The sequence below is a fragment of the Rhizobium sp. GN54 genome (assembly GCF_021026345.1).
GTDB lineage: Bacteria > Pseudomonadota > Alphaproteobacteria > Rhizobiales > Rhizobiaceae > Mycoplana.
The window spans coordinates 463,431-486,878 of the sequence record NZ_JAJNCZ010000003.1 but is presented as its reverse complement, the minus strand read 5'-3'; the positions used below and the strand labels follow the sequence as shown (position 1 = coordinate 486,878).

Sequence of the window (23,448 nt, the reverse complement as noted above, 5' to 3'; positions counted from 1 at the left end):
CTCTCAATTCGCGCCGGGCTTGTCGGGGAAGACTGCGCAGTGCTGCTGGGGAACATGCACGAGGATGCTGTCCTCCTTCAGCTCTGCCGGCGTCTGGATACGGAAATCGACTGCGCCAGAGCGCACCGCATACTGCCAGACCGAGCCGAGATAGGTGCGCTGTTCGATCTGGACCCGCAACGTGTTCGGACCTGCCTCGCCGGCGAGTTCGATCTTCTCCGGGCGAATGGCGACGACGACGCTACCATTCTTTCCGGCCGGACCTGGCGGAGTAACGATCTCGCTGCCGTCGGCAAGGCGGATACGTGCCTTGTCCGTACCGCTCTCGATCACCGTGCCGTCGAAGAAGTTGGACGAGCCGATAAAGTCGGCGACGAAACTGTCGGCCGGCTGTTCGTAGATCTCGCGCGGGGTTCCGAGCTGACGCATCCGGCCCATGCTCATCACTGCGATCCGGTCGGAGACAGCAAGTGCCTCGGCCTGGTCGTGCGTGACATAGATGGTGGTGACATTGAGCCGTTCCTGCAGCTCGCGCAGCCAGACACGGGCGCGTTCGCGCAGTTTCGCATCGAGGTTCGACAGCGGCTCGTCGAGGAGCAGGAGCGGTGGGCGATAGACAAGCGCGCGGGCGAGTGCCACGCGCTGCTGCTGGCCACCAGAAAGTTCGAACGGATAGCGATCCGCATAGGGAAGCATCTCGACGAGGCCAAGCGCTTCCTTGATGCGCTCGTCTCGCTCAGCCCGGCCGATCTTTCGAAGCGTCAACGGGAAAGCCAGGTTCTCCGCCACCGTCTTGTGCGGCCACAGCGCATAGGACTGGAAGACGAGGCCAATATTGCGCTTCTCCGGCGGCACCGTGTTGTTCGGATTGCCGTCGAACAGCACCCGGTCGCCGATGCGGATCGTGCCTGATGTGGCGTGGTTCAGGCCGGCGACCGCAAAGAGAGAGGTGGACTTGCCGCAGCCGGACGGACCGAGCAGCGTCAGGAATTCGCCCGACGCGACATGGATGTTGAGATTGTCGACGGCGGTGACGGCACCGTACTTGATCGTGAGGTTCTGAAGGACGAGATCAGCCATAGATTTTGGCTCCCATGACGCGGCGAGCGAGGATGACGAAAGCAGCGGTAATGACGACTTGGATGGTTGCGAGGGCGGAGACCGGGCCGTTGTCGCCCTGGGCGACAAGCTGCAGCATGGTGGTGCCGATGATTTCGGATCCGGGCTGGTAGAGGAAAGCCGCCGTCACGTACTCCTTGAAGAAGTGGATGAATAGCAACGCATAGCAACTGAAGAGCGCGGGCTTCAGGATCGGGACGATGATACGTGTCACCGTCGTCCACCAGTCGGCACCGGAGATGCGCGCACCGCGATCGAGCTCCTCGCCGACCTGGGCGAGCGCTGGCGCGATGGCACCGAATCCAACCGGGATGTAGCGGATCATGAAGGCAAGGATCAGCACGACGATCGTGCCGCGGATGACATCCGCCCCAGGCAGCCAGATGACCGCGTAGAAGAAACCGAGACCGGCGATGATGCCCGGCAGCGAGCGCGGGAAGAGCGCGATATATTCGAGCGCGCGGCTGTGGCGGAAGTCCGAGCGGCGGGCGACGAGCGCGATCACCAGGATGAAGAACGTGCCGATGGCGGCTCCGATCGTTGCCACCAGGACGGAATTGACGATCGAGCGGACGTAGTTGGCCGAGCCCAGCACATGCTCGAAATTGGCAGTCGTCAGCACCTTCCAGAAGGGAATGAGCGGGGTCAGGAAGCTCACCGCCGAGCGCATGAAGATGCCACCGAAGATCGAGATGATCGTCAGGAAGGCAAAGGTGAAGACGAACAGGAATGCCGGCCAGCGCCAGGCGCCGAGATCGAGCGTCGATGGACGGCTCGCCTTGCCGCGCACGGTCACGAAACGCCCTGCCCCTTTCATCAGGAAACCCTGAAGCCAGACGAGGACGGCGACGACGATCAGGAGAATGACGGCGGCGGCTCCGACAATACCGTATTCCGGCCGCACGGCGGCATTGATGCCGGCGTTGTAGAGGAAGGTCGTGACCGTCTGGATGCCGGACGGGCCGCCGAAGAGCAACGGAATGGCCAGCATCTCGATGCCGACGACGAAGTTCAGTACCGCCGAATAGATGATCGCAGGACGGATCATCGGAATGGTGACAGAGAACAGCGCCCGGAACGGACCGGCACCGGTGGACCGCGCCGCATCTTCGAGCAGCGGGTCGGCCTTGGTGACGGCGGCAAGACACATGAGGTAGGTCAGCGGCGCCTGGCTGAGGCCCGCGACGACGCCCATGCCGGTGACGCTGTAGAGGTTCCACGGTGCGCCACCGAGATAGGTTTTGGCGGCGAGTGTCATGAAGCCCGACGGGCCGTACATGGTAAACCAGCCGAAAGCGATGACGAGGTTCGAGACAAACAGCGGCCAGATGAAGATTTCGCCCAGCCACTTGCGGCCCGGCAGATTGGTGCGCCCGACGAGAACCGCCATGACGGCCCCGAAAACCTGGGCCACGACCATCGTCAGCGCGCCGAAGTAGAGCGTATTGAAGAACACGCCACCCATGCCCGGTTCGCTGAACAGGCGGCCGAAATTGCCAAGCGTGAGGACCGCGGTGTCGTCATAGAGCGGCTTGTCGAGGAAGGCCTGGAAGATGATCGGGGTGATCGGGCCGAATACGAGGATCGTCGTCAGCGCCGCAACGCCCCAGTAGATCGCACGCGATCGGTCTATCCCCCGTCCGGTCGTACCGGCGTGGCTGATATCCGTCATCGAATTTTCCTGTCAGGTTTGGTGGGAGGGCCGGCCGGAGGGGTGTCGTCCGGCCCTCGTGCTCGGCTCAACGGCCGGCGATCGCCGCGTTCCACTTCTCGACGAAGGGACCCGCCTCGGTGATCAGGCGCTGGTCGAAGCCAGCGATGATCATGTTGTCATTGCCGACGATCTCGTCGATCTTCTGGAAGGTGTAACGCACCTGGTCTTCCGGCACGTCCTCGCGGTAGGGAACGAGACCACCCTTGCCAACCTGCGTCTGGCCGTCCTGGCTCAACGCGTAGTCGACGAAAAGCTTGGCCGAATTCGGATTGGCGGCACCCTTCGGGATGCCCATGCCGCGCAGCATCATGATCGTGCCGTCGTCGGGGAAGGCGAAGCCGAGGATTTCCCCGCCCGGCTGCTCCAGGCGCGGGAAGATGGTGATGCCGGAGACGGCAATACCCATCAGATACTCGCCAGTGGCGATCTTCTCGTTCATCGGGCCGCCCGAGGTCTCGCCACGGATCATCGGACCGATCTTGCGAAGGCCATCCCAGCCCGCGTCGCCCTTCTTGTCCATATAGGCCCACCAGGCGGTCAGCCCGAAGCTGTTGCGCGCGGCATCATAGGTGGTGATCTTGCCCGTGAACGTATCCGGCTCGGCCACCGCGTCCTCTACCAGTGACGCAAAACCCGTCGGGCGCTGATCCTCCGGCAGGAGTGCCGCATTGTAGGTGATGACCAGCGGGTCGGTCGAAAGCACGTTCACGCCCGGATAGGGGTGGGCGAAGTCCGGGAGCTTTTCGGTTTCCGGGCTCTTGTAGTCCTCCATCAGGCCGTCCTTGCCGTAGGAGGCCCAGCGGTCGTTGGCGCCGGAAACCAAGATGTCGGCGGTGCGGGCGCTCGATCCCTTTTCGGCCTCCCAGCGGGAATGCACGGTGCCGGAGCCCAGGTCCACGGTCTCGACCTTCACCCAGGGATATTTGGCGTTGAAACCCGCGATTATCGGCTGCCAGTTGTTGTCGGCCATGTTCGAATAGATCATCAGGCCGTTTTCAGAGCGCGAACCTTCTATGATCTTGGAGTAGTCGGCTGGATAGCCGGCCGGTACTTCCTGAGCCTGAGCGAAACCGGCAATGCCGGCAAACAGCCCGGCAACAGCCGATAGAGTTACGAGTTTCATTTCTTACCTCCCTTTGGACAAACGACGACCGCGGCGCGCCAGCTCCTCGCTGATCGCGACGGCAGTTTCCCGGACCACTTCGGAAATGCGGTCGGAATTCGTGACGAACCGGACCTGGGGGCCGGAGATGTTGAGCGCGGCAACCGCCTTGCCGTTTGCGCCGACGATCGGAGCGGCTGCGCCTGCGGCACCTTCTACGACGCCCATGGCATTGACATAGAACCCCGACGCACGGGCACTCGCGACGGCTTCACGGAGCTTGGAATGTTCCGCCTCGGACAGAGCGGCCGATGCCGCATAGGCTTCGATTTCCGCATCGCTGCCGGCGGCCAGCAGAACCACCCCGCTCGCGACCTTGTGGGCCGGGCGTGTCGGAACGATATCGCGATCGTAGAGGATCTCGCGCTTCGGCAGCACTTTGTTGAGATAGCGGATCGACTGGCCTTCCAGCACGGCGACGAAGCCACTTTCTCCAGTCTCCTGAACAGCCTGGGAAAGGTGCGGCGATACCAAAGCGATCAGAGCGCCGTAGTTGCGGCCATCCTGGGAGATCTCGCCGGGAAGCCTGAGCATCTGGTACTCGCCGCTGCCAAGGCGATGGATGTAGCCGCGTTCGGTCAGCGACTGCAGCATCAAGAGAGCGCTCGACTTGGGCATGGCAAGCGCAGCTGCAATCTCCGAAAGGCTTGCGCCTTCCGGTGAGGCCGCAAACCACTCGATCATATCCAAGACACGCTCGACACCGCGTCCGCTCACGATTGACCCTCCCTTGCCGACTGTTCAATATACTGAACTAGTACAGAATATTGAAAATCGACAATTCGGTCAATCTTTTTCTCAGTCGCAGCTGAAACGCCTGTCGAAGTGCGATCTCAAGAGGTGGCATCCTGGGACGGGGCATCTACGCCACATCATGCAGCACTCGGACCAGGATCGTCGTCGTATGGCGTGCCGATCTGCCTTGGACGTGGGCGGAAGTTTATGACCTGGGGAGCATGATCGACCAGCTCCACTTGGTCGCCTTGGCGTTGTTTCGAACGGGCATCCGCCTCCGGCTGGAAAATGATGCTCTGGACCGTCAGCGCTTCAGGCTCTGCGCCCTCACCCAGGATCTCGATCGACTCGCCGACGCCCAATCCCAGCAGCGCCAGGCCCCGCATCGTCCGGACCGATATCGCGGCGTCCGGAAGTCCATCCGCGGGGTCGCGAAGAAGAACATGCGGCCCCGCCACGGCTCCGTTGATCGTATAGAGCACTTGCGTGTCGAGCGTGACGACATCGCCGGGGATGTCTTCCCGGAAGAAGACGTTCGAATGGTTCAGTTTCTCTCTCAGCAGCGTCGAGAAGGCGGACGGCCTTGCGTTGGCGCTTTCAAGCAAAGACATCAGGACGTTGGCGTCTCCGGCCGTCAGCTGACAAAAGGCTTCCCTGGACATTGAGTTCTCCTATCATTGCATATGAGGCCGAGGGCTGACCTGGGGCCCCGTGACGGGACTGGCGAGCAAACGCGCGACAACAAAGGGTGGATGTCGATGACGGCTGGCGGCGTTCTACAAAGCGGGAACGAGGTCCGCCCCGTGTCTAGCGAAGCCAGATTCGAATAGATCGGCGTGGAAGAACTTCTCCGCCCCGCGCCATGTTGCTTTCTATCATCGCTCGCGCGGCATCCGCCGCTGCTTCGGGCGTCGGATAGTGGGATGGAAGAACGCCATCGAATACGGAAGAGCAAACGTGCGCCATCCTGCTCAGGTGATCGTAGTGCAGCTGAACATCGAGATGACTGTCGGAAGCGCTTCTCTCGGATGCGGAAAATGTCATGGCCCTGCCTCATCTTGAAATCCGTGGTTGTTGCTTCGAGATTTCATGCGACCGAGGGGCAAGCCTTGCTGTCGCTCCCCGACCTCGACGCTGTGGACCCGAAGATGGCCCGCGATTGACGTTGAGGTTGATGAAGCACGCGTTTGAGCACGAGGGTTGTGGGTACATTCCGCAGATCAAGGGTCACGCGACTGCCTTCTCGCAGGCCGAGAAGAGACAAGCCGACATCGCTCCGCAGCGGGATCATTCCGTGAAAGGATCTCAGTGGACGGACGAGATCGACGAGGAACGCGGATATCGGCGCACCATCGCCCAGCCGAAAGGAGATCCGGCTGTTGATGGTGACGACATCGCCGGGAACTTCCGTGGCGATCGCATGGGCTTCGGTCAGCTTGCGCCGAACGATCGACCTGGTGCGGTCGGGAACCAGAGGATCGTCAAGTATCGTGTGAAGGACGCTGGCGTCTTCGGCGGCGAGTATGGCTGGTGGACGAGCGGCAAGCATCGTAGGTCTCCTGTCGGATGTTCGTCTTGGCAACAGGAACGCCCTGTGCCGACCACGACGGATGCGGCACAGGGCTACGAGCCTGCGGTGAGGCAACCTCCCCTCGGCTTTTGGCGTCTGCTCTTGAGTGCGTGCATCGGGTCCTCGGCTACGACAGGGCTGAGAGCGCAACGGCGGCCATACGATCTTCGCCAACGCGCACGACCGCGAGAGCGTTGGATCGGCCATCGCGAGAGAACCACGCGCTGCGATGCCCGGGGCGGAGCCCCAGGAGCGCCACGCCGACGGGCGTCAGCACCGAGATCCTCGCCGCATCGGCATCGACCTCATCCGGGCAGACAAGCGTGATGGTGCGGCGGCCGGCACCTTCGACATCGAAAGTGACTTCGGATCCTATCTGGACAGTGTCCGCTGACACTTGACCATCCGCCAGGACGCAGGCGTGCTGCAACTTCTCGACCAACTCGACAGCAACGTCGAAGTTCTTCGAAATCGCAGCGCCGGCAAGATCAACGAGCGTCGAATAGTCCGTCGCCCCGATAACAGACAACGGTCGCTTCGAATGGGCGATACTGTCGGGCATCGTTCGCGATACCTCCGGTACAGGCATGGAATTCCCATGCATGGGCATTGCTCTGGAAGATTGTCGCACATGTCAGCTCGCGTCACAGGCTGACCGCTTTAGCCCAGGATCCGGCGGGCGACAAAGGCCGGATCCGGGTCATTATCCTGCGATGGGGCAGACCCGGAAGGCGCTAGACGGATATATGTCGCAGTTCATCAACATGGTTGTAAGATCGCCCGCAGGTATCAGGAAGTCAAGCCATGCGACCCGGTGCCGCAGGTACGAGCGCACCTGCGGCACGCCGCCGTTAAACAAAGTTTGGATTGACCATCTTTCGATGGCGAGGCAACACTTCAGTCCACGGCGATGCGGGAGGAAGACGATGAGCGAGCCAGATCGGTGGCGTCACATGGCAAGCGCGCCGCGAGACGGTCGTCGGATCCTCGTCACGGTCCGCTCGTCCGAACAGGGGCCGGCGGAAGTCGACGTCGCCTACTGGTCGAACGGTGACCGGTTCGGCGCGGAGGGCTGGCGCGCCTCGGATTCCGCCCCGGGCTGTATCGTTGCGTATGCGGAACCGGAACTGAAGTGCTGGATGCCAATGCCTTCGGCCAATCTCAACCGCGCTTCCGCGCCCTCCCCTTGGGAAGGCGACGACGACCGCGAGCTTGACGGCTCGGGAATCTGACGATCGGTTCCACGGTGCGACCTGGGGAATATCTCCGGTCAGGGTGGTCGCTCTCCATCAGTTCGATGGATTCGTGCCGGTCGGAAAACGCCGTTTTCATGTCCTGTTCATTTCGGCTTGTCCGTCAACGATATCAATTTCTTACACCAGTCGGTTCTCGCCGTTCAAATGCCTGTCTTTGCGTGATCCGGCAGGTAAGCAGATATACGTGACGGTGCCGATTTCAGTTCGGCCTGCCTAGACCTTCGTATCACCGAACCGACACTGCCGTCGGATAGCCCCACGGGCAGCTTCGGCGCATTCTTCACCGCACTGGCTGCCTTGGCCGGACGGAGAAGACAATGCGCAACCTGATACAGCGAGCAGAAGCTCCCAATGGCGCGAACGCCGTCAAAGGCCGGTCCGCCGCGGTCGCGCCCGACACTGTCGCATGGTACGCGCCGATAGTCTCTCGTCCGGATGACGTCGCCTTCCTCATCGAAAACGCAGCGACGGCATGCCGAGCGCCGGCTACCCGATATCGAACATCAGGACCAGGATGATGACAAATCACCACCCCTTCGCCCCGGCAGGGGCATCGCGGCGCGACGTCCTGCAGGGCGCGCTGGCGGTCGCCGCCACTGCCGTCCTTTCCACGCCCGCCCGGTCGCAGGACGAGCGGGCCCTTCCCCACTCCAGCTCGAACCAGGGACAACGGACAATGAGCACGATCACCACCAAAGACGGAACCGAGATCTTCTACAAGGACTGGGGTCCGAAGGATGCCCAGCCGATCGTCTTCCATCACGGATGGCCGCTGAGCGCGGACGACTGGGATACGCAGATGCTCTTCTTCCTCGGCCAGGGCTATCGCGTCGTGGCCCACGACCGGCGGGGGCATGGCCGCTCCGCGCAGGTAAGCGACGGCCACGATATGGATCACTACGCTGACGACGTGGCCACCGTGATCGAACACCTCGACCTCAGGAACACCGTCCATGTGGGCCACTCCACCGGCGGCGGCGAAGCCGCACACTATGTCGCCCGGCATGGGAGGGAGCGCGCGGCGAAGCTTGTCCTCATCGGCGCGGTGCCGCCGATCATGGTAAAGACGCCCGCCAACCCCGGAGGGCTGCCGATCGAAGTGTTCGACGGATTGCGCAAGTCGCTCGCCGACAATCGCGCGCAGTTCTACGTCGATTTCCCCTCCGGCCCGTTCTACGGCTACAACCGACCCGGCGCGAAACCCGTTCCGGGCGTCATCCAGAACTGGTGGCGGCAGGGCATGATGGGCAGCGCCAAGGCGCACTATGATGGCATCAAGGCGTTCTCGGAGACCGACTTCACCGAGGATCTGAAGGTCATCGACGCGCCGACCCTTGTCATGCACGGCACGGACGATCAGATCGTGCCGATTGCCGATTCCGCGCCGTTGTCCGCGAAACTGCTGAAGAACGGTACGCTCAAGGTCTACGAGGGCTTCCCCCACGGCATGTGCACCACCCATGCCGACGTGGTGAACAGCGATCTGCTCGCCTTCATCAGGTCATAGGTTCTCGTCCCTCCTGCCGGGTCGGCGAACCCTCAATCTCAACACCTCACACTGGAGCTGAAACCGTGATCAGGATCGTTGCTTCGACCGCCGCCTTCGCGGTCCTTCTCGCAACCGGCGCGCTGGCCCACGACACGTCCGGCGAAAACGTCAGGCTGGTCTACGACCATCCGCTGCCAAACGTCCCCGGCAAGAGCATGCGCGCCGTGCTGGTCGAATATGCGCCCGGCGGAAACTCGCCGGCGCACACGCACCCGGAATCGGCCTTCATCTACGCCACCGTACTCGAAGGCGCGATCCGCAGCAAAGTCAACGACGGGCCGGTGACGACCTATAGCGCCGGGGAGAGTTTCTCCGAATACCCCGGTGACCGCCATGGCGTCAGCGAGAATGCCAGTTCGACAGAGCCCGCCAGGCTGCTGGCCGTTTTCGTCGTGGACACCGCCGAGACGGAACTGACGACGCCTTTCGACGAGTGAGGCAACGGCGGTCCGGCGTCCGCTCGGACACGCCATGAGACATTCGGATTGCCGCCGGTTGGCACGCCGGCAATCCGGACACGAACACGAAGATTTAGCCAGGGAGCAAGGTATTGTCGGAATTCAAACAGAAGGTCGCCCTCGTCACAGGCGCCGGTACGGGCATCGGGCGGGCGACCGCACTCGGCCTTGCCGCCCGCGGCGCCAAGGTCGTCATCACGGGACGTCGCCCGGAGCCGCTGGAACAGACGGCTGCCGGCCATGAGAACATTGTCGCCCTGGTGGCAGATGTCGCCGATCCGGATGATGCTGCACGCAGCGTCGCGAAGGCCGTCGAGAGCTTCGGTCGTCTCGATATCCTCGTCAACAACGCCGGCGCGGGCGCCCTGTTACCCTTGGCGGATGTGACAGCCGAACGAATCGAGATGATCCTGGCGGTGAACGTCGTCGGTCCGAGCCTCCTGGCCCGGGAGGCGCTTGTGCACCTTTCGCGGACGAGAGGCTCGATCATCAACGTATCGAGCACGTTCGGGCACAAGGCCGGAGCCGGGTTGTCCCACTATGCTGCCAGCAAGGCGGCGCTCGAACACCTTACGCGCTGCTGGGCGCTCGAACTCGCACCGCAAGGGATACGCGTCAATTCAGTCGCGGCAGGTCCCACCGAATCGGCAGCCCTGACCGACATGATGGGGCTCTCGCCACAACAGGCGGCCCTCGTCGAGGAGGCGGAGCGCGAGCAGATACCGCTCAAGCGCCGCGGGGTTCCCGACGACATCGCCCGGTGGATACTTCATCTTGCGGATCCGGCCTCGGACTGGGTCACTGGACAGGTCATCGCGGTCGATGGAGGCCTGGGTCTCGCATGAGCGGAACTCCGGGAGAATGGGACCAAAACCGACGCTGAAACGACCTGTGACGTTTCGCGCGGTTTCGGCGGACGCATTATGCCCGCTTGCCGGTCGCATTCTTTCGTCGGCGGTCGCCGGCCCGCCATTCGACAATAGACTGAGACAGAGACGGTCTCGAACCTTCCGAAGTCACGACTGGGCGAGCCGGGTTCCGTCTCGCCCAGTTGCAATCGAGGCCCGGTGATATGGACCGCCCGCCCCGGGCTTTACGCCGAAGCCTGAGCCGGGCGCACCATGCGGACAGGCGCCGGCAGCGTGTCCCAGGTCCGGATCAACTCGCCGATCGATGCAGCCTCCATCTTGCGCATGACGTTGCCGCGATGGAGTTTGACCGTCACTTCACTGATGCCCAGGTCGAACGCGATCTGCTTGTTGAGACGCCCGCGCGCGACCTCGTGGAGAACCTCGCGCTCGCGCGGGGTCAGCGTCTCCAGGCGCTCCATGTTGAGCTTGACGACGGCCGCTTCCGCGCGCCGGGCGGCATCCACGGCAATCCCCGCATTCACAGCGTCGAGCAACGTCTGGTCTCGCACGGGCTTTGTGAGGAAGTCGACGGCCCCGGCCTTCATCGCCTGGACGGTCATGGGGATGTCGCCATGGCCGGTCAGGAAGATGATCGGCTTGGCGTTGCCGTTCCCGGCCAGCTGGCGCTGCAGGTCGAGACCGCTCGCACCCGGCAAGCGGACGTCCAGGATCAGGCAGCCGGGGCTGTCCAGCAGGTCGGCCTCCAGCAGGTCGCGGGTGGAGGAAAAGTCGACCGGCTGAAAGCCGGCCGAACGAATGAGTTCGGACAACGCCTCGCGGACATGCGCGTCGTCGTCGACAATGATCACGAGCGGCTTGTCGACTTCGAGCGTCCGCCGCGCGGACCGGGGTGTCGATTTCCGCAAGAGCGGCAGGTCAACTGTCATGCTTACCCTCCTCTTTCCGGTTACGTAACGCCTCGCCCACCGCTGCAAGCAGCGCCTGGGCGTCGAAAGGTTTGCGGAAGAATCCGCTGATGCATTGTGCTCGATGCTGGTCGGCAATCTCGTGGCGGCCAGTGACGAGGAAGACGGGCAGATCCGGACGCGCCTTCCCGACGATGTCGCGCAGCTCGAAGCCATCGATGCCGGGCATTCCGATGTCCGTGATCAGCAGGTCCACGTCCACCAGCCCGGTTGCCAGGAGAGTGCGGGCTGAAGAGAAGCTGGCAGTGGCGTATCCGGCGGATTCCAGCAGTTCCTCGAGCGATTCGAGAAGCCTTGGGTCATCGTCCACGATCGCAACGATCGGCTTTCTGTGACCCATGGTCAGTTCCCTCCCGGATTTCTGCGAGAGTGGGTGACCGGTATCTTCAGCCTCTCGGCCATGCGCACGAGATCGGCCAGCGAGGCCGCAGCCATCTTCTGCATGATATTCCTTCTATGAACTTCGAGAGTGACCTCGCTGATGCCCAGCTCGGTTGCGGCCTGCTTGTTGAGAAGCCCGCTTACGACCAGCGTCAACACTTCGCGTTCGCGCGGTGTCAGATCGAGATAACGGCGCCTCAGCGCTCCGAGTTCGGCACGCGTCGACCTGTCCTGCCTGTCCTGATCGAGTGCGGTCTGGACTGCCGTCATGAGGTCGGCGTCGCTGAACGGCTTGGTCAGGAAGTCTACGGCCCCGTCCTTGATGGCGCGTACCGAGGACGGGACGTCGCCATGCCCGGTGATGAAGACAATCGGCGGATGCTCTCCCTCTGCGATCTGCCTCTGGAATTCGAGACCATTTATGTCCGGCAATTCCACGTCGAGGATGAGGCATGCCAGGAGATCCGGCTTGTCCGCCTCGACATAGTCGCCGGCCGATCCGAATGCGACGGAGCGCATCCCGTGCGATTCCAGCAGTTCGGCGAGCGCCTCACGGATGCGTTCGTCGTCGTCGACGATGAAGACGACACGATCATTCTTCATCATGATGCGCCTTCGTATCGACCGGGAGGACAAAGATGAACCTGGCGCCCTGCGGCTCGTTCTTCTCCGCCCATAGCCGGCCGCCATGCGACTCGATGATCGACCGGCAGATCGCCAGACCCATGCCCATGCCTTCCTGCTTGGTGGTGAAGAACGGCTCGAAAACCTTGTCCGGGTCGTCCAGACCGGGGCCTCGGTCGCTGACCTCGATCCGGATTCCCTCGTCCGCCCGGCCAGCATACAGCCCGAGAACCCTCTCCGCGGCGACGCCTTCCATGGCTTCCATCCCATTCCGTATGAGGTTGACGAGCACCTGCTGGATCTGGGTACGATCGAGCGCCAGCATCGGGAGACCGGCCTGCGCCTCGAATTCGATCCGGACACGGCGCCTCATCGCCTCCTCGGCCATGAGATCGCGGGCCTCGGCAATCACATTGCCGATCGCCGCAGTGCTTCTCGACCCGGCCGACTGCCTGAACAGCGCGCGGATGCGGCTGACCACATCCGCTGCCGCATTGGCGTCACGGATGATGCGCTCGGCGGTAATCTTGGCCCGCTCGAGATTCGGAGGTTCGGCCGACAGCCAGCGATGGCATGCGTATGAGTTGGCGACGATCGCGGCCAGTGGCTGGTTCACCTCATGCGCGATGGACGCCGAGAGTTCCGCGAGGCTTGCCGCCTGGCTTGCACGCGAAAGCCTGTCCTGGGCGAGGCGCAACGCCTCCCGCGCGCGAACCTCGCCATCGATGTCGAGGCAGATGACGTTCCACTGGACGATGGTGCCTTCGCCGTTGCGCATCGGCGCCGCGCGCGTTTCGACCCAACGGTATTCACCGTCGAAGCGGCGCAAGCGGTGCCTGCGTGCATAGGGCTCGCCGGTCGACAGGGAATGCGCGTACGACTGCTTGACGGCGTCCAGATCGTCCGGATGAACGCCGGCGTCGAGCGTGCCGCCGAGGCGCGATTTCCCGGTCCCGTCGAGGACTTCGAGGTCGTAGCCCAGGAATTCTCGCAGTTGCCGGCTGCGATAGACGGGCTCGCCGTCCGGCGCCGCGCAGTCGATCATGGCTGGCAGCGTTTCCACGAGCTGCCGGAGCCTGCGTTCCCGGTCGCGCAGCGCCTGTTGCGCACGCATCTCGTCTTCCAGGTCGATCGAGGCGATATACCATTGCACGATCGTGCCATTCTCGTCGCGCAAGGGCTGCGCACGCGCCTCTATCCAGCGATAGGCGCCTTGTCTGTCGCGCCGGCGAAACCGGTTCACGAACGGCTGGCCGGTCGCAAAGCCCTCCGATGCCCTTCGGTGCATCGTCGGAAAGTCGTCCGGATGAGCCAGATCCAGGGCCAGCGCATCGAAGTCCTCGACATGCGCCAGCGGCGAACCGACGCTCTCCAGGTAACGCCTGCTCGTGTAGGTGATCTTGCCGGAAGGATCGAAGCTCAGGATGTTGACGGGCACGGCGTCGATCATCTGCTCGAGTTGCCGCTTGCTGGTCCGCAGCGCTTCCTGGGTGTCGATGGAATCCTGTATGTCGACATTGGCCCCGTACCATCGGATGATGCGGCCGGTCTCGTCACGAAGCGGCTCCGCGCGCCCCTCCGTCCACCGATAGGCCCCGTCCGAACGACGATTGCGGAACTTCAGATCGAACGGCTCACCCGTGGTGAACGAATGGCCGAGTGCGCTGTGCAGGGAATCCCTGTCGTCGGGGTGGACGATGGTCTGGATGGCGCTCGGCAATCCGCCCTCGGCATCGAAGTCATCGAGGGCCATTCCAGTATAGTCGACCATGGTCTTGTTGATGTAGGCAGGGTCGCCGTCGGGCGTGACGCACCAGATCTGCACCGGCACCGTGTCGATGAGCTGTTGCAGTTCCAGTTCCCGACTGCGCAACGCCTCCTCCGCCTTCACCTGGTCGTCGATGTCGTGACAAAGGCCGTACCACTGAAGGACGCGCCCGTCCGCATCCAGCAACGGCTCGGCGCCGCTCGACATCCAGCGATAGACGCCGTCGGAGCGCCGCAAACGGTATCGCATGGAGAAACGCTCGCCGGTGCGAAAGCAGTGGCGGAGCGCGTCGCCGAAGGGGGCGGCATCTTCGGGATGGACGGATGTTTCGATCATCGTTGCCAGGCCGCTCTTCCCGGGTTGGACCATGTCGGCTGCGTCCATGCCGAGGAAGTCGACCATGCGCCGGTTGAAGAACACCGGCTCACCATCCGGCGTCAGTTGCCACAGATGGCTGGGCACCATGTCGACAAGCTGCGAGAACGCCCGCTCGCGATCGCGCAGCGCCGCCACGGTCTTCTTGTAGACGTCGATGTCCAGCGCGATGCCGAACCATCCGACAATATGCCCCTGGCCGTCGCGGGCCGGTCGTGCCGCGGTGCGCGCCCAGACATAGGCGCCACTCGCACGCCTGAAGCGGAACTCGACGTTGAAATGGTCGCCAGTCGCAAGGCAGTGATGCCATGTCGCGGCGATCCGGTCGTAGTCGTCGGGATGGAGCAGTCGCTTCCAGGCGGTGTGGCCCTCGTCCAGCGCGGCATTCAGGTATTCCAGTGTGACGCCGAGCGAATTCTGCGCAAACGGATGCAGGTAGATCCACCTCCCTTCGGCATCAAACGCCCAGCCATTGCCGAATATGCTCTCGACCACCCTTGCCGCGCCGATCGCCTCGGACGTCCCGGCGACCGGCAGGCGCGCCGCCGCCGGCGGGTCCTTGTCCGTGACCAGGTCATCGATGTCGACGCTCACGCTATAACCCGGCTCCGAGCGCGTCTCGATCCAGCGATAGTCACCATCAGGCTGGCGCTGCCTGTGCCGGATCACCTGCGGGACGCCCGTCCAGAAGGCCCGTGCCGCGGCATGGGCGGCCGCGGTCCGATCATCCGGATGAATGAGACCGAGCGGGCGCGGTGCATCGAGGGCCGCCTTCTCCCTGTCGGGATCGGCGACGGCGGGCAGCCGGTTCAGGAGGACAGACTGCACATCGGCGTCGATCACCGTACCGTACCATCCGGTGATCCGGCCATCGGCGTCGCGGAGCGGCTGACCCGAGCTGCGGCTCCAGCCGAAGGCGCCACTCGCGCGCAGCATCCGGTGCTCGACATCGTAGTGCTCGCCTGTCTGCAGGCAGCGGCGCCATATGGAGGCGATATCGTCATAGTCGGCCGGGTGGATGACGCTTCGCCAGCCGAAATGGCCTTGTTCGGGAACGGAATTGAGCTCGTACAGCGTGAGGCCGAGGGCCGACAGGATTGCAGGCGTCACATAGATGAAGTTTCCGGCAGGATCGGTCGCCCACCCGTTGCCGACCACGCGCTCGACCAGCCTGGCCGCAGCCTCGGCGCCAACAGGTTCCGACAGGATGGGCGCATTCGTCATTGCCTTCTCCCAAAAATCCAAAAGTACCGGGCCGCCGACGTTTCGAGCCGCACTCGAGGAATCACCAGAAGATAGCGCAACCGGCCCCCATTCGCATTCTATGGAAATCCATGAGGCCGCCGACCGCAGCAGAGCCGATCCTGTTCTTCGGTATGGGAACGCCTCGACCTTGTCAGTGACGGCAGGAGACGTCCGGGCAATGACGCTGCCGCATCCATCCCGTGCATGATCGGGAGGCGATGAGCGTCGACCACGTCAGGAGGATCGTCCGTCACCGCCGGCATCGGGCCGTCAGGGACACGCTTCGCACGGGAAGACGCGGAAAGATATCATTCGAAACAGGAGACCGACATGAACCTGCAAGACATCCCCTCCCCCGGCAGGCCGACCCCCGAGGACCTGGTTCCCTCGCGCTACGCAGTGCGGATCGGCGAAATCGACGTAATGGTGATCAGCGACGGCGTGCTGCCGCTCCCGACGAGAATGTTGGGACCCAATGCCGACGCGACGGACAGGGCCACCTGGCTGAAAGACATGTTCCTGCCGCAGGATGCTTTCGACTGGTCGCTGAACGTGGTGGTGGTTCGCAGTGGCGATCAAACCATACTCGTCGACGCCGGACTGGGTCTGGACCCGAACCTCAATTTGCCGCGGGCCGGGCAGTTGGTCCGGCGGCTGGAGGCGGCCGGTATCGATCTCGCGTCTGTCACCGACGTGATCCTCACCCACATGCACATGGATCATATCGGCGGACTCCTGGTCGACGGGGTGAAGGACAGGCTGCGCCCTGACCTGCGCATCCATGTGGCCGCTGCCGAGGTCACGTTCTGGGAAACGCCTGACTTCACCCATGTCGACATGCCGCAAGGTTTCCCCGACGCGCTTCGGGCGACCGCCAAGCGGTTTGTGAATGCGTACCGCAGCCAGTTGTGTCTGTTCGACGAGACCTACGAGGTCGCCCCGGGCGTCGTCGTCCACCGGACCGGCGGTCATACTCCCGGCCATAGCGTGGTCCGTGTGGCCTCCGGCGGCGACCGGCTGACGTTTGCCGGCGACGCCGTGTTCGCGGTCGGTTTCGACCATCCGGACTGGCACAACGGTTTCGAACACGACCCCGAGGAAGCGGCCCGTGTCCGGGTCCGTCTTCTGACGGAACTGGCGGCGACCGGCGAGCAACTGGTGGCCACTCATCTGCCGTTCCCGTCCGTCGGCCGCGTGGCGATCGACGGCAATGCCTTCCGATGGGTGCCGGTCTTCTGGGACTACTGACCGGCCGTCCGGTCAGGTCGGAACAGGGCGCCTGCCTTCGAGGCAGTCCCTGGACCGAAGCATCGTCACGATCCGCGAAACGACGAGACAACGCGGCGCACCGTGCGTGCAGCCGTGAATGGAGAGGTTCATGAAAATCGTCATCATTGGTGGAACCGGCCTGATCGGTTCAAAGACGGCCGCCCGTCTGCGCAAGCAAGGTCATGAGGTCGTTGCCGCCGCTCCGAACACCGGCGTCAACACGATCACCGGCGAGGGTATCGCCGGAGCGCTCGCGGGCGCCTCCGTGGTCATCGACCTCGCAAACTCGCCGTCCTTCGAAGACAAGGCCGTTCTCGAATTCTTCGAGACATCGGGCCGCAATCTGATGGCCGCCGAAAAAACTGCCGGCATCAAGCATCACGTCGCTCTCTCCATCATCGGCGTCGATCGCCTGCCTGACAGCGGCTACATGCGAGCCAAGGTCGCCCAGGAACGGATCATCCGGGAAGCCGGCATTCCCTATACGATCGTCCATTCGACGCAGTTCATGGAGTTCGTCGGCGGCATCGCGCAGTCCGGCACGATCGGCGACACCGTGCGTCTGTCCTCGGCCTATGTGCAGCCCATCGCCTCGGACGACGTGGCCGACAACATGGCCGCCATCGCGACGGCCGAACCGATCAATGGCGTCGTGGAGATTTCCGGGCCCGAGCGCATCCGGATGAACGAACTCGTTGCCCGTTACCTGAAGGCGGTGGGCGATGATCGCAAGGTCACGGCAGATCCGGATGCCCTCTATTTCGGTAGCCGGCTGCAGGAAGGCTCCCTTGTGTCCGACAACAACCCACGTCTCGGCCGGATCACCTTCGAGCAGTGGTTCGCAACCTCTGACCGCAAATGAACGGGCATGGGTGCGTCGCACACGCAGCGCACAGTCCATGAACAACCGAGAACAACCGATGCGGCCGGGTGCCAGATAGGGCGCCCGGCCCGCATCGCCGTATGGCATGCTCAGGGCAGCAAACATCTGCAGGGAGGATGTGCACATTCCCTTTTGTCGACGTATTGTATACCTATAATATTTTCTAGAGCGGATGCGCCATTCGATGGTCGCGTCTGAAAATAAGGAATGCGCCGATGGATGATGTCAATCTGAGCCAAAGCGACCTGAGCGGCCGCGTGATGGCCGTACTTTCCAAAGCGGGGATGAGCACGGTCCAGACGGAAGCGGTCGCCAGGGTGATCGTTGCCGGCGAACGCGATGGCTGCAAATCTCACGGCATCTACCGGCTTGAAGGCGTCTTGCGCACGATCAAGGCCGGCAAGGTGAAACCGGATGCCGTTCCCGTTCTGGATCTCAACGAGGGCTCCGCGATCGTCAAGGTCAATGCCGATGGCGGCTTTGCAAACGCTGCCTTTGAACTCGGCCTGCCTGCGCTCGCCGAACGGGCCCACAAACTCGGCATCGCCGCCCTTGTCATCAACGATTGCACGCACTTCTCCGCCCTGTGGCCGGAAGTCGAGGGCGTCACCGGCGCCGGGCTTGCCGGTCTCGTCATGTGCCCGAGCTATGCGACGGTTGCCCCCACCGGTGGCAGCAAGCCGCTTCTCGGCACCAATCCTTTCGCCTTCGGCTGGCCGCGCGCAAATGCCCTGCCCTATGTCTTCGACTTCGCGACCTCGGTCGCCGCGCGTGGCGAAATCGAACTCCACCGCCGGTCGGGAAAGCAGCTCCCGGACGGCTGGGCGATCGATGCAGACGGCAACCCGACGACCGATCCGGAAGCGGCGCTTGCCGGTGCCATGCTGCCGTTCGGCGGCCACAAGGGTGCGGCAATCGGCACGATGATCGAACTTCTGGCCGGCATCATGATCGGCGACCTGACGAGCCCGGAAGTGCTCGACTACTTGGGATCGACAGCGCTCTCGCCCTCCCACGGCGAACTCATCGTCGCGATGTCCCCACGGGCTTTTGCGGCGGGTCGCCCCGGCGATCCCTTCGCCCGTGCCGAAGTGCTGTTCGACGCCATCCTCGGCAGCGGCGCGCGCTTGCCCTCGCAGCGCCGCTACGCGGCCCGCGAAAAGTCCCTCACAGACGGCATCACGCTGACGGCGGCCGAAATCGAACATCTCGACCGTCTGGGGGAGCTGGGCCTGGACGCGGTCGCCTGACCGCGCAGGAGCCTGTGCCCGTCTGTCACGCTGGATGCGCCATCGGACAGTTGACGTCAAAAGGCCCTCCGCTCGGAGGGCCTTTCGTTCGGGTATCGAGTTTATGCCTTGTACTTCTGTACCGCGCCCGGAAGCTTGCTCCACTCGGCATACCAGGTGTCGAACAGCTTGAGTTGAGCCTCGACGTAGCCGCGCTGACTGTCGGAGAGCACGTCGGTCTCGTTGAAATGCAGGGTGTATTCCCTGTCGCCCTTCAGCACCATCATGTGCTTGAAGTAGAGAACCAGATCCGGGCCCTCGTCGAAGGAGGACAGGACGGCGAGCGCCGATTCCAGTTCCAGCGCGCGCTGGCGGGCGTCCGGGTCGCCCTTGGCGGCCGCCTGGGCAAGGTTGCACATGTGGATGACTTCCCTCGGCAAAACGCAGCCGATGCCGGTGATGGCACCGACGGCGCCGCAATCGACGAAGCCGGTGAAGACGCAGGTATCGACGCCGATCATCAGCGAGACGTCATCGTCGCGGCTGGTGATGTTTTCGGCCGCATAGCGCATGTCGGCGGCGCCGCCGAATTCCTTGAAGCCAACGAGGTTATTGTGGTCTTCGCGCAGGGCGAAGAACAGGTCGGCACGGGTGGCAAAGCCGTAGTAGGGGCTATTGTAGATGACGGCCGGCAGGTCCGGGGCCGCCGAGAGGATCGCCTTGAAGTGGTTCTTCTGGGCGGCAACGACGGAGCCGCGTGACAGGACGCGCGGGATGACCATGAGGCCCTGCGCGCCGACCTTCTGCGCGTGCGCGGCATGCGCTACGGCCGACGCGGTGTTGACGGCGCCGGTGCCGACGATGACCGGAATGCCGGCCTTCACGAGGCGCTCGACGCCCTCCATGCGCTGCGCGTCCGTCAGAAGCGGCCAGTCACCCATCGAGCCGCAATAGACGACGGCCGACATGCCCTTTTCGATCAGTTCCTTGCCCTTGCGGACCAACTGGTCGAAGTCCGGCGTGCGGTCGTCCTTGCAGGGCGTCATCAGGGCGGGAATGACGCCGGAAAAAATCTTGGCCTTCATGTCGATCTCCAGTTTCTATCCGAGGATGGCCAGCCATGTGTGGCGTGCTGCATATCCCCAAGCCAAGGAGAGAAATACCATTGAGAACACTTGTTGTCGACAAAATAAATACAGCGCTGCTAAAGGCTATGCCCACTCTATTGTAAGTGTCGAAGCCCGTTGACGACCGACCCTGGCCTGGGGATCGGACCACGGCCAGAACGAGCCACTCAACGCGTCGGTCGTTCCCGGTTGCACGAAGGCGAGCGATGCCGTGACGCCGATGACGAACCGTTGGGGAGGTGAACAAGAGACGGCACGGCGCATCTGACGGCAAAATGCAATCAGTTTCCGCGCGGATTCAACGCGTCGCTCTTCACCGGAACATTGCCAAACAACGCGTTCAGTCCCTCCGCCATGGTCGGATGGGCGAGAATGGCGTCTCGCAGCGCGGTGTAGGGAAGGCCCGCAACCATGGCCGTCTGCACGACGGCCATGACCTCGCCCGCCTCCGATCCTATCATCGTGAAGCCGAGGATTCGGTCGTCGGCATCGACAAGCGCTTTCATGAAACCGGTCGTGTCCGATGTCGTCCGCGTCCGCAAGACCGCCGTCATGGGAAGTTTCGCCACACGCGCCGGCACGCCGTCGGCCCGCGCCATTTCCTCGTTCATCCCGACCCGCGCGAGCGGCGGGTCGATGAACATGCAATAGGGCATCAGCCGTCCCGTGGTCGATCGATTGCCGCCCTTGAGATTGTCGCGGATCACGCGAAAGTCGTCGAGCGAGGCATGGGTGAACTGCGGCGTTCCCGCGCATTCGCCAATCGCCCAGGTGTTCGGAGCCGTCGTCTCCAACCGGTCATTGACACGGATGTAGCCGCGATCGGTCAGTGCGATGCCGGCATGTTCGAGGCCGATCCCGTCGGTGTTCGGTGTGCGGCCGGTCGCGACCAGGATATCGGTCCCCTCGAGCGTCCTCTCTCCATCGGGCGTGCGCACCAGCGCCCGCAGATGATCGCCGGACGTCCCTTCCACCCGTACGACCTCGGCAGACAGCAGCATCTCGATGCCTTCACGCTCCAGAATGCGTTGGACTTCCGCGGCGACGTCTGGGTCTTCGCGCCGGGCCAAGCGCGGCCCACGGTCCAGGACGGTGACCCGGCTTCCGAAACGCCTGTAGGCCTGGGCGAGCTCGAGACCGACATACCCGCCGCCGAGAACGATGAGATGGCCGGGGACCCGATCAAGTTCGAGCGCCTCGATATGGGTCAGCGGCCGGGCCTCGGCGAGGCCCGGGACCGAAGGCACGCTTGCCTGCGTGCCCAGGTTGAGAAAGAGCTTCTCGGTGACCAGCCGGCGCGTCCCGCCGTCGTTCAGCGACACCTCGACCGTCAGCGGCGCGACGATGCGAGCGGTCCCCATGATGAGCTCCGCGCCGGTGGCCTGGAACCGATCGAGGTGAAAGGCGACGAGGCTGTCGACCATGTCGCGCTTGCGCTGAAGAACCCGCTTCATGTCGACCGATACATCGCCGACATTCACGCCGAACTCTCCGGCGCGGGCGACGATCCTCGCAACACCGGCGCTCCAGATTTCGTTCTTGCTGGGAAGACAATTGATGTTCGGACAGGAGCCGCCGATCCATCGGCGTTCAATTACGGCGGTTTTCTGCCCGGCCTGAGCAAGATTCCATGCGAGGTATTTGCCGCCCTCGCCACTGCCGATGACAACGGCATCGTACTGTTCCGCTTTGGGCATCGCTGCCTCCCTTCAAAGCCAGAAACCCGGCTCGTCCGCCCGCTGGCCAGAATATGCCGGTTTGACCTGCAAAAGTCACCCGGCCATGCTCCGTGAGGCCGAAGGCACCATCGCCGTCACGCCGGGGTCTCGTAGGGTGCCGATGTTGTCGATCACGCGTAGGAGGCCCCGGGGAGGGGAGCCAAGGACTATCCCGGAGCGATCATGCTGCGGGCCGCAATGTCGCCCATTGTCGCGACAAAGTCGTGCCGGTCACTGCGCAGGGATGAAGCTGATGCAACGCGATTGCGACCGGTTACCTTGGCGAGGTAGAGGGCGCGATCGGCGCGCTCGATGGCGGGGTCAATCAGGGACCGCCCTATTTCGGCCACGCCGAAACTTGCCGTGACCTGGCTGGCAATACCCGCTGCGGACCAGTCGGACGTCGCCAGATGATGCCTGGCGCGTTCTGCCCAGTGAGCGGCGTCGTCTTCGCGCGCGCTATCGATGAAAATAACGAATTCTTCTCCGCCAAACCGGGCGATATGCATGCGGTCGTCCTGCAACTGCGAGAGCCGGTGGGTCACTTCGATGATCACACGGTCGCCCGCGGCGTGACCGAAGGTATCGTTGATCTGTTTGAAATGATCGATGTCGCAGAGAACGACAGCACCACTCAGGCCGTCGGCGTCGCCCGCGCCCTCGACGGCCGCGTTGAAACCGCGGCGGTTTAGAAGCCCGGTCAATGGATCACGTCCAGCCGAATGCCTATGCCGGTCAATCGCAGCGGCAGTCATCGCCGCAATTGCGCCCAAAGGGAAAAGCAGACACACCGTAATGGTCGTGACATGCACCGACATGTTGTAGGCCGAGTGCAGGAAGTCGGACATCGCTTCGCTGGTCCTGAAGACGAATGTGAACACGATCCCCCGGATCAGACAGTCCATGACGACAAGCGCACCGGCGGCAACGAGCGCCAGATCGGCCGCAGGCTTGGCTTTCGGCGCACACTTCCACACGGCAAAGCCCAGGAGAAAGGCAAACACCATCTCGATCAGAAACAGGTCCAGTCGAAGACTTGGTTCGACAAGGACCAGATAGGTGTGCGGCACCATGAAGCCGATGGCCACGGGTCGCCGCACCGCCCGCCACTTGTCCTCCCCGAAATGGATGAGAATCGCGCTCCCGTAACAATAGGCCGCGCCAGTATAGAAGACGCCGGAGACGAACTGGTCGAAAGTTGGTTCAACCGGGAATGACGAGAGTGCAAAGCCGCATGCGGTCTGCGCGAATCCCGCAGCCCATTGCCAGGAAGAGGAAAGTCCGAGCCGCCAAAGGAGCAGAAAGAAGAACGCAAGGATCACGAAGATCGCCGAGGGTAGATAGAAAATGATGTTCTGCGTGTCCATGAGGTCCGAGATCCGGTCGATTCCGTTCCATCACTCAGTGAGGAAAGACAAGACAATGAAAG

General features: G+C 63.2%; 21 protein-coding genes. 7 read left to right on the top strand and 14 right to left on the bottom strand.

Features of this window, described 5'->3' with window-relative positions; all coding sequences use genetic code 11:
- Positions 1-3: 3 nt before the first annotated feature.
- The 7 genes from LQK81_RS11435 to LQK81_RS11405 form a co-directional block, all read right to left on the bottom strand.
- Complete coding sequence (locus LQK81_RS11435; RefSeq protein ID WP_230806400.1) at positions 4-1,080, bottom strand: ABC transporter ATP-binding protein; 1,077 nt, start codon at positions 1,078-1,080, stop codon at positions 4-6.
- The gene (locus LQK81_RS11430) at positions 1,073-2,791 is read right to left on the bottom strand and encodes an ABC transporter permease (protein WP_230806399.1); all 1,719 of its coding nucleotides are present in this window, start codon (positions 2,789-2,791) and stop codon (positions 1,073-1,075) included. Before LQK81_RS11430 ends, LQK81_RS11435 begins: the two co-directional genes overlap by 8 nt.
- A 67-nt stretch (positions 2,792-2,858) precedes the next feature.
- On the bottom strand, positions 2,859-3,956 hold the full coding sequence (locus tag LQK81_RS11425; RefSeq protein WP_230806398.1) for an ABC transporter substrate-binding protein: 1,098 nt from the start codon (positions 3,954-3,956) through the stop codon (positions 2,859-2,861).
- A gap of 3 nt (positions 3,957-3,959) precedes the next feature.
- Complete coding sequence (locus tag LQK81_RS11420; RefSeq protein WP_230806396.1) at positions 3,960-4,712, bottom strand: IclR family transcriptional regulator; 753 nt, start codon at positions 4,710-4,712, stop codon at positions 3,960-3,962.
- A gap of 155 nt (positions 4,713-4,867) precedes the next feature.
- Positions 4,868-5,392, bottom strand: coding sequence for a transcription elongation factor GreAB (locus LQK81_RS11415; RefSeq protein ID WP_230806395.1), 525 nt, complete (start codon positions 5,390-5,392; stop codon positions 4,868-4,870).
- 425 nt (positions 5,393-5,817) lie between these two features.
- Positions 5,818-6,279, bottom strand: coding sequence for a hypothetical protein (locus LQK81_RS11410; RefSeq protein WP_230806392.1), 462 nt, complete (start codon positions 6,277-6,279; stop codon positions 5,818-5,820).
- 148 nt (positions 6,280-6,427) lie between these two features.
- Positions 6,428-6,862, bottom strand: coding sequence for a GreA/GreB family elongation factor (locus LQK81_RS11405; RefSeq protein WP_230806390.1), 435 nt, complete (start codon positions 6,860-6,862; stop codon positions 6,428-6,430).
- A gap of 364 nt (positions 6,863-7,226) precedes the next feature.
- Here LQK81_RS11405 and LQK81_RS11400 point away from each other — a divergent pair, with 364 nt between their 5' ends.
- From LQK81_RS11400 to LQK81_RS11385, 4 genes are all read left to right on the top strand, one after another.
- Positions 7,227-7,532, top strand: coding sequence for a hypothetical protein (locus tag LQK81_RS11400; protein WP_230806389.1), 306 nt, complete (start codon positions 7,227-7,229; stop codon positions 7,530-7,532).
- Between the two features lie 700 nt (positions 7,533-8,232).
- Complete coding sequence (locus LQK81_RS11395) at positions 8,233-9,063, top strand: alpha/beta fold hydrolase (RefSeq protein ID WP_230806544.1); 831 nt, start codon at positions 8,233-8,235, stop codon at positions 9,061-9,063.
- Between the two features lie 65 nt (positions 9,064-9,128).
- On the top strand, positions 9,129-9,542 hold the full coding sequence (locus LQK81_RS11390) for a cupin domain-containing protein (RefSeq protein WP_442967111.1): 414 nt from the start codon (positions 9,129-9,131) through the stop codon (positions 9,540-9,542).
- Positions 9,543-9,655: 113 nt separating this feature from the next.
- Positions 9,656-10,408: an SDR family NAD(P)-dependent oxidoreductase gene (locus LQK81_RS11385; RefSeq protein WP_230806387.1), complete on the top strand. Its 753-nt coding sequence runs from the start codon at positions 9,656-9,658 to the stop codon at positions 10,406-10,408.
- 248 nt (positions 10,409-10,656) lie between these two features.
- Here LQK81_RS11385 and LQK81_RS11380 read toward each other — a convergent pair whose 3' ends face one another.
- Genes LQK81_RS11380 through LQK81_RS11365 form a run of 4 tightly spaced genes read right to left on the bottom strand, consistent with a single transcriptional unit; the run spans position 10,657 to position 15,772 of the window.
- Positions 10,657-11,361 carry a response regulator transcription factor gene (locus tag LQK81_RS11380; RefSeq protein ID WP_230806385.1) on the bottom strand — a complete coding sequence of 235 codons (705 nt, stop codon included), beginning with the start codon at positions 11,359-11,361 and terminating at the stop codon, positions 10,657-10,659.
- Positions 11,351-11,740, bottom strand: coding sequence for a response regulator (locus LQK81_RS11375; protein WP_230806383.1), 390 nt, complete (start codon positions 11,738-11,740; stop codon positions 11,351-11,353). Before LQK81_RS11375 ends, LQK81_RS11380 begins: the two co-directional genes overlap by 11 nt.
- A 2-nt stretch (positions 11,741-11,742) precedes the next feature.
- Complete coding sequence (locus LQK81_RS11370) at positions 11,743-12,387, bottom strand: response regulator transcription factor (protein ID WP_230806381.1); 645 nt, start codon at positions 12,385-12,387, stop codon at positions 11,743-11,745.
- A complete protein-coding gene (locus LQK81_RS11365) occupies positions 12,374-15,772 on the bottom strand; it encodes a PAS domain-containing protein (protein ID WP_230806379.1) in 3,399 nt (1,132 codons plus the stop codon). Before LQK81_RS11365 ends, LQK81_RS11370 begins: the two co-directional genes overlap by 14 nt.
- Positions 15,773-16,123: 351 nt before the next feature.
- Between LQK81_RS11365 and LQK81_RS11360 the strand changes: the two genes are divergently transcribed.
- The 3 genes from LQK81_RS11360 (at position 16,124) to LQK81_RS11350 (ending at position 19,195) form a co-directional block, all read left to right on the top strand.
- Positions 16,124-17,041: an MBL fold metallo-hydrolase gene (locus LQK81_RS11360; RefSeq protein WP_230806377.1), complete on the top strand. Its 918-nt coding sequence runs from the start codon at positions 16,124-16,126 to the stop codon at positions 17,039-17,041.
- A gap of 130 nt (positions 17,042-17,171) precedes the next feature.
- Positions 17,172-17,924: an SDR family oxidoreductase gene (locus tag LQK81_RS11355; RefSeq protein WP_230806375.1), complete on the top strand. Its 753-nt coding sequence runs from the start codon at positions 17,172-17,174 to the stop codon at positions 17,922-17,924.
- A gap of 236 nt (positions 17,925-18,160) precedes the next feature.
- Positions 18,161-19,195, top strand: coding sequence for an Ldh family oxidoreductase (locus tag LQK81_RS11350; RefSeq protein ID WP_230806373.1), 1,035 nt, complete (start codon positions 18,161-18,163; stop codon positions 19,193-19,195).
- Between the two features lie 101 nt (positions 19,196-19,296).
- Here LQK81_RS11350 and LQK81_RS11345 read toward each other — a convergent pair whose 3' ends face one another.
- From LQK81_RS11345 to LQK81_RS11335, 3 genes are all read right to left on the bottom strand, one after another.
- A complete protein-coding gene (locus tag LQK81_RS11345) occupies positions 19,297-20,259 on the bottom strand; it encodes a dihydrodipicolinate synthase family protein (RefSeq protein ID WP_230806372.1) in 963 nt (320 codons plus the stop codon).
- 323 nt (positions 20,260-20,582) lie between these two features.
- Positions 20,583-21,998: a mercuric reductase gene (locus tag LQK81_RS11340; protein ID WP_230806370.1), complete on the bottom strand. Its 1,416-nt coding sequence runs from the start codon at positions 21,996-21,998 to the stop codon at positions 20,583-20,585.
- 188 nt (positions 21,999-22,186) lie between these two features.
- Positions 22,187-23,386 (bottom strand): GGDEF domain-containing protein, encoded by a 1,200-nt coding sequence (locus LQK81_RS11335; protein ID WP_230806368.1) that lies wholly within the window; start codon positions 23,384-23,386, stop codon positions 22,187-22,189.
- Positions 23,387-23,448: the final 62 nt, after the last annotated feature.

Excerpts from the sequence above, each read along its gene's own strand:
- LQK81_RS11435 (WP_230806400.1), bottom strand. The coding sequence starts at position 1,080 with ATGGCTGATCTCGTCCTTCAGAACCTCACGATCAAGTACGGTGCCGTC.
- LQK81_RS11430 (WP_230806399.1), bottom strand. The coding sequence starts at position 2,791 with ATGACGGATATCAGCCACGCCGGTACGACCGGACGGGGGATAGACCGA.
- LQK81_RS11425 (WP_230806398.1), bottom strand. The coding sequence starts at position 3,956 with ATGAAACTCGTAACTCTATCGGCTGTTGCCGGGCTGTTTGCCGGCATT.
- LQK81_RS11415 (WP_230806395.1), bottom strand. The coding sequence starts at position 5,392 with ATGTCCAGGGAAGCCTTTTGTCAGCTGACGGCCGGAGACGCCAACGTC.
- LQK81_RS11410 (WP_230806392.1), bottom strand. The coding sequence starts at position 6,279 with ATGCTTGCCGCTCGTCCACCAGCCATACTCGCCGCCGAAGACGCCAGC.
- LQK81_RS11405 (WP_230806390.1), bottom strand. The coding sequence starts at position 6,862 with ATGCCCGACAGTATCGCCCATTCGAAGCGACCGTTGTCTGTTATCGGG.
- LQK81_RS11400 (WP_230806389.1), top strand. The coding sequence starts at position 7,227 with ATGAGCGAGCCAGATCGGTGGCGTCACATGGCAAGCGCGCCGCGAGAC.
- LQK81_RS11395 (WP_230806544.1), top strand. The coding sequence starts at position 8,233 with ATGAGCACGATCACCACCAAAGACGGAACCGAGATCTTCTACAAGGAC.
- LQK81_RS11380 (WP_230806385.1), bottom strand. The coding sequence starts at position 11,361 with ATGACAGTTGACCTGCCGCTCTTGCGGAAATCGACACCCCGGTCCGCG.
- LQK81_RS11375 (WP_230806383.1), bottom strand. The coding sequence starts at position 11,740 with ATGGGTCACAGAAAGCCGATCGTTGCGATCGTGGACGATGACCCAAGG.
- LQK81_RS11370 (WP_230806381.1), bottom strand. The coding sequence starts at position 12,387 with ATGATGAAGAATGATCGTGTCGTCTTCATCGTCGACGACGACGAACGC.
- LQK81_RS11365 (WP_230806379.1), bottom strand. The coding sequence starts at position 15,772 with ATGACGAATGCGCCCATCCTGTCGGAACCTGTTGGCGCCGAGGCTGCG.
- LQK81_RS11360 (WP_230806377.1), top strand. The coding sequence starts at position 16,124 with ATGAACCTGCAAGACATCCCCTCCCCCGGCAGGCCGACCCCCGAGGAC.
- LQK81_RS11355 (WP_230806375.1), top strand. The coding sequence starts at position 17,172 with ATGAAAATCGTCATCATTGGTGGAACCGGCCTGATCGGTTCAAAGACG.
- LQK81_RS11350 (WP_230806373.1), top strand. The coding sequence starts at position 18,161 with ATGGATGATGTCAATCTGAGCCAAAGCGACCTGAGCGGCCGCGTGATG.
- LQK81_RS11345 (WP_230806372.1), bottom strand. The coding sequence starts at position 20,259 with ATGAAGGCCAAGATTTTTTCCGGCGTCATTCCCGCCCTGATGACGCCC.
- LQK81_RS11340 (WP_230806370.1), bottom strand. The coding sequence starts at position 21,998 with ATGCCCAAAGCGGAACAGTACGATGCCGTTGTCATCGGCAGTGGCGAG.
- LQK81_RS11335 (WP_230806368.1), bottom strand. The coding sequence starts at position 23,386 with ATGGACACGCAGAACATCATTTTCTATCTACCCTCGGCGATCTTCGTG.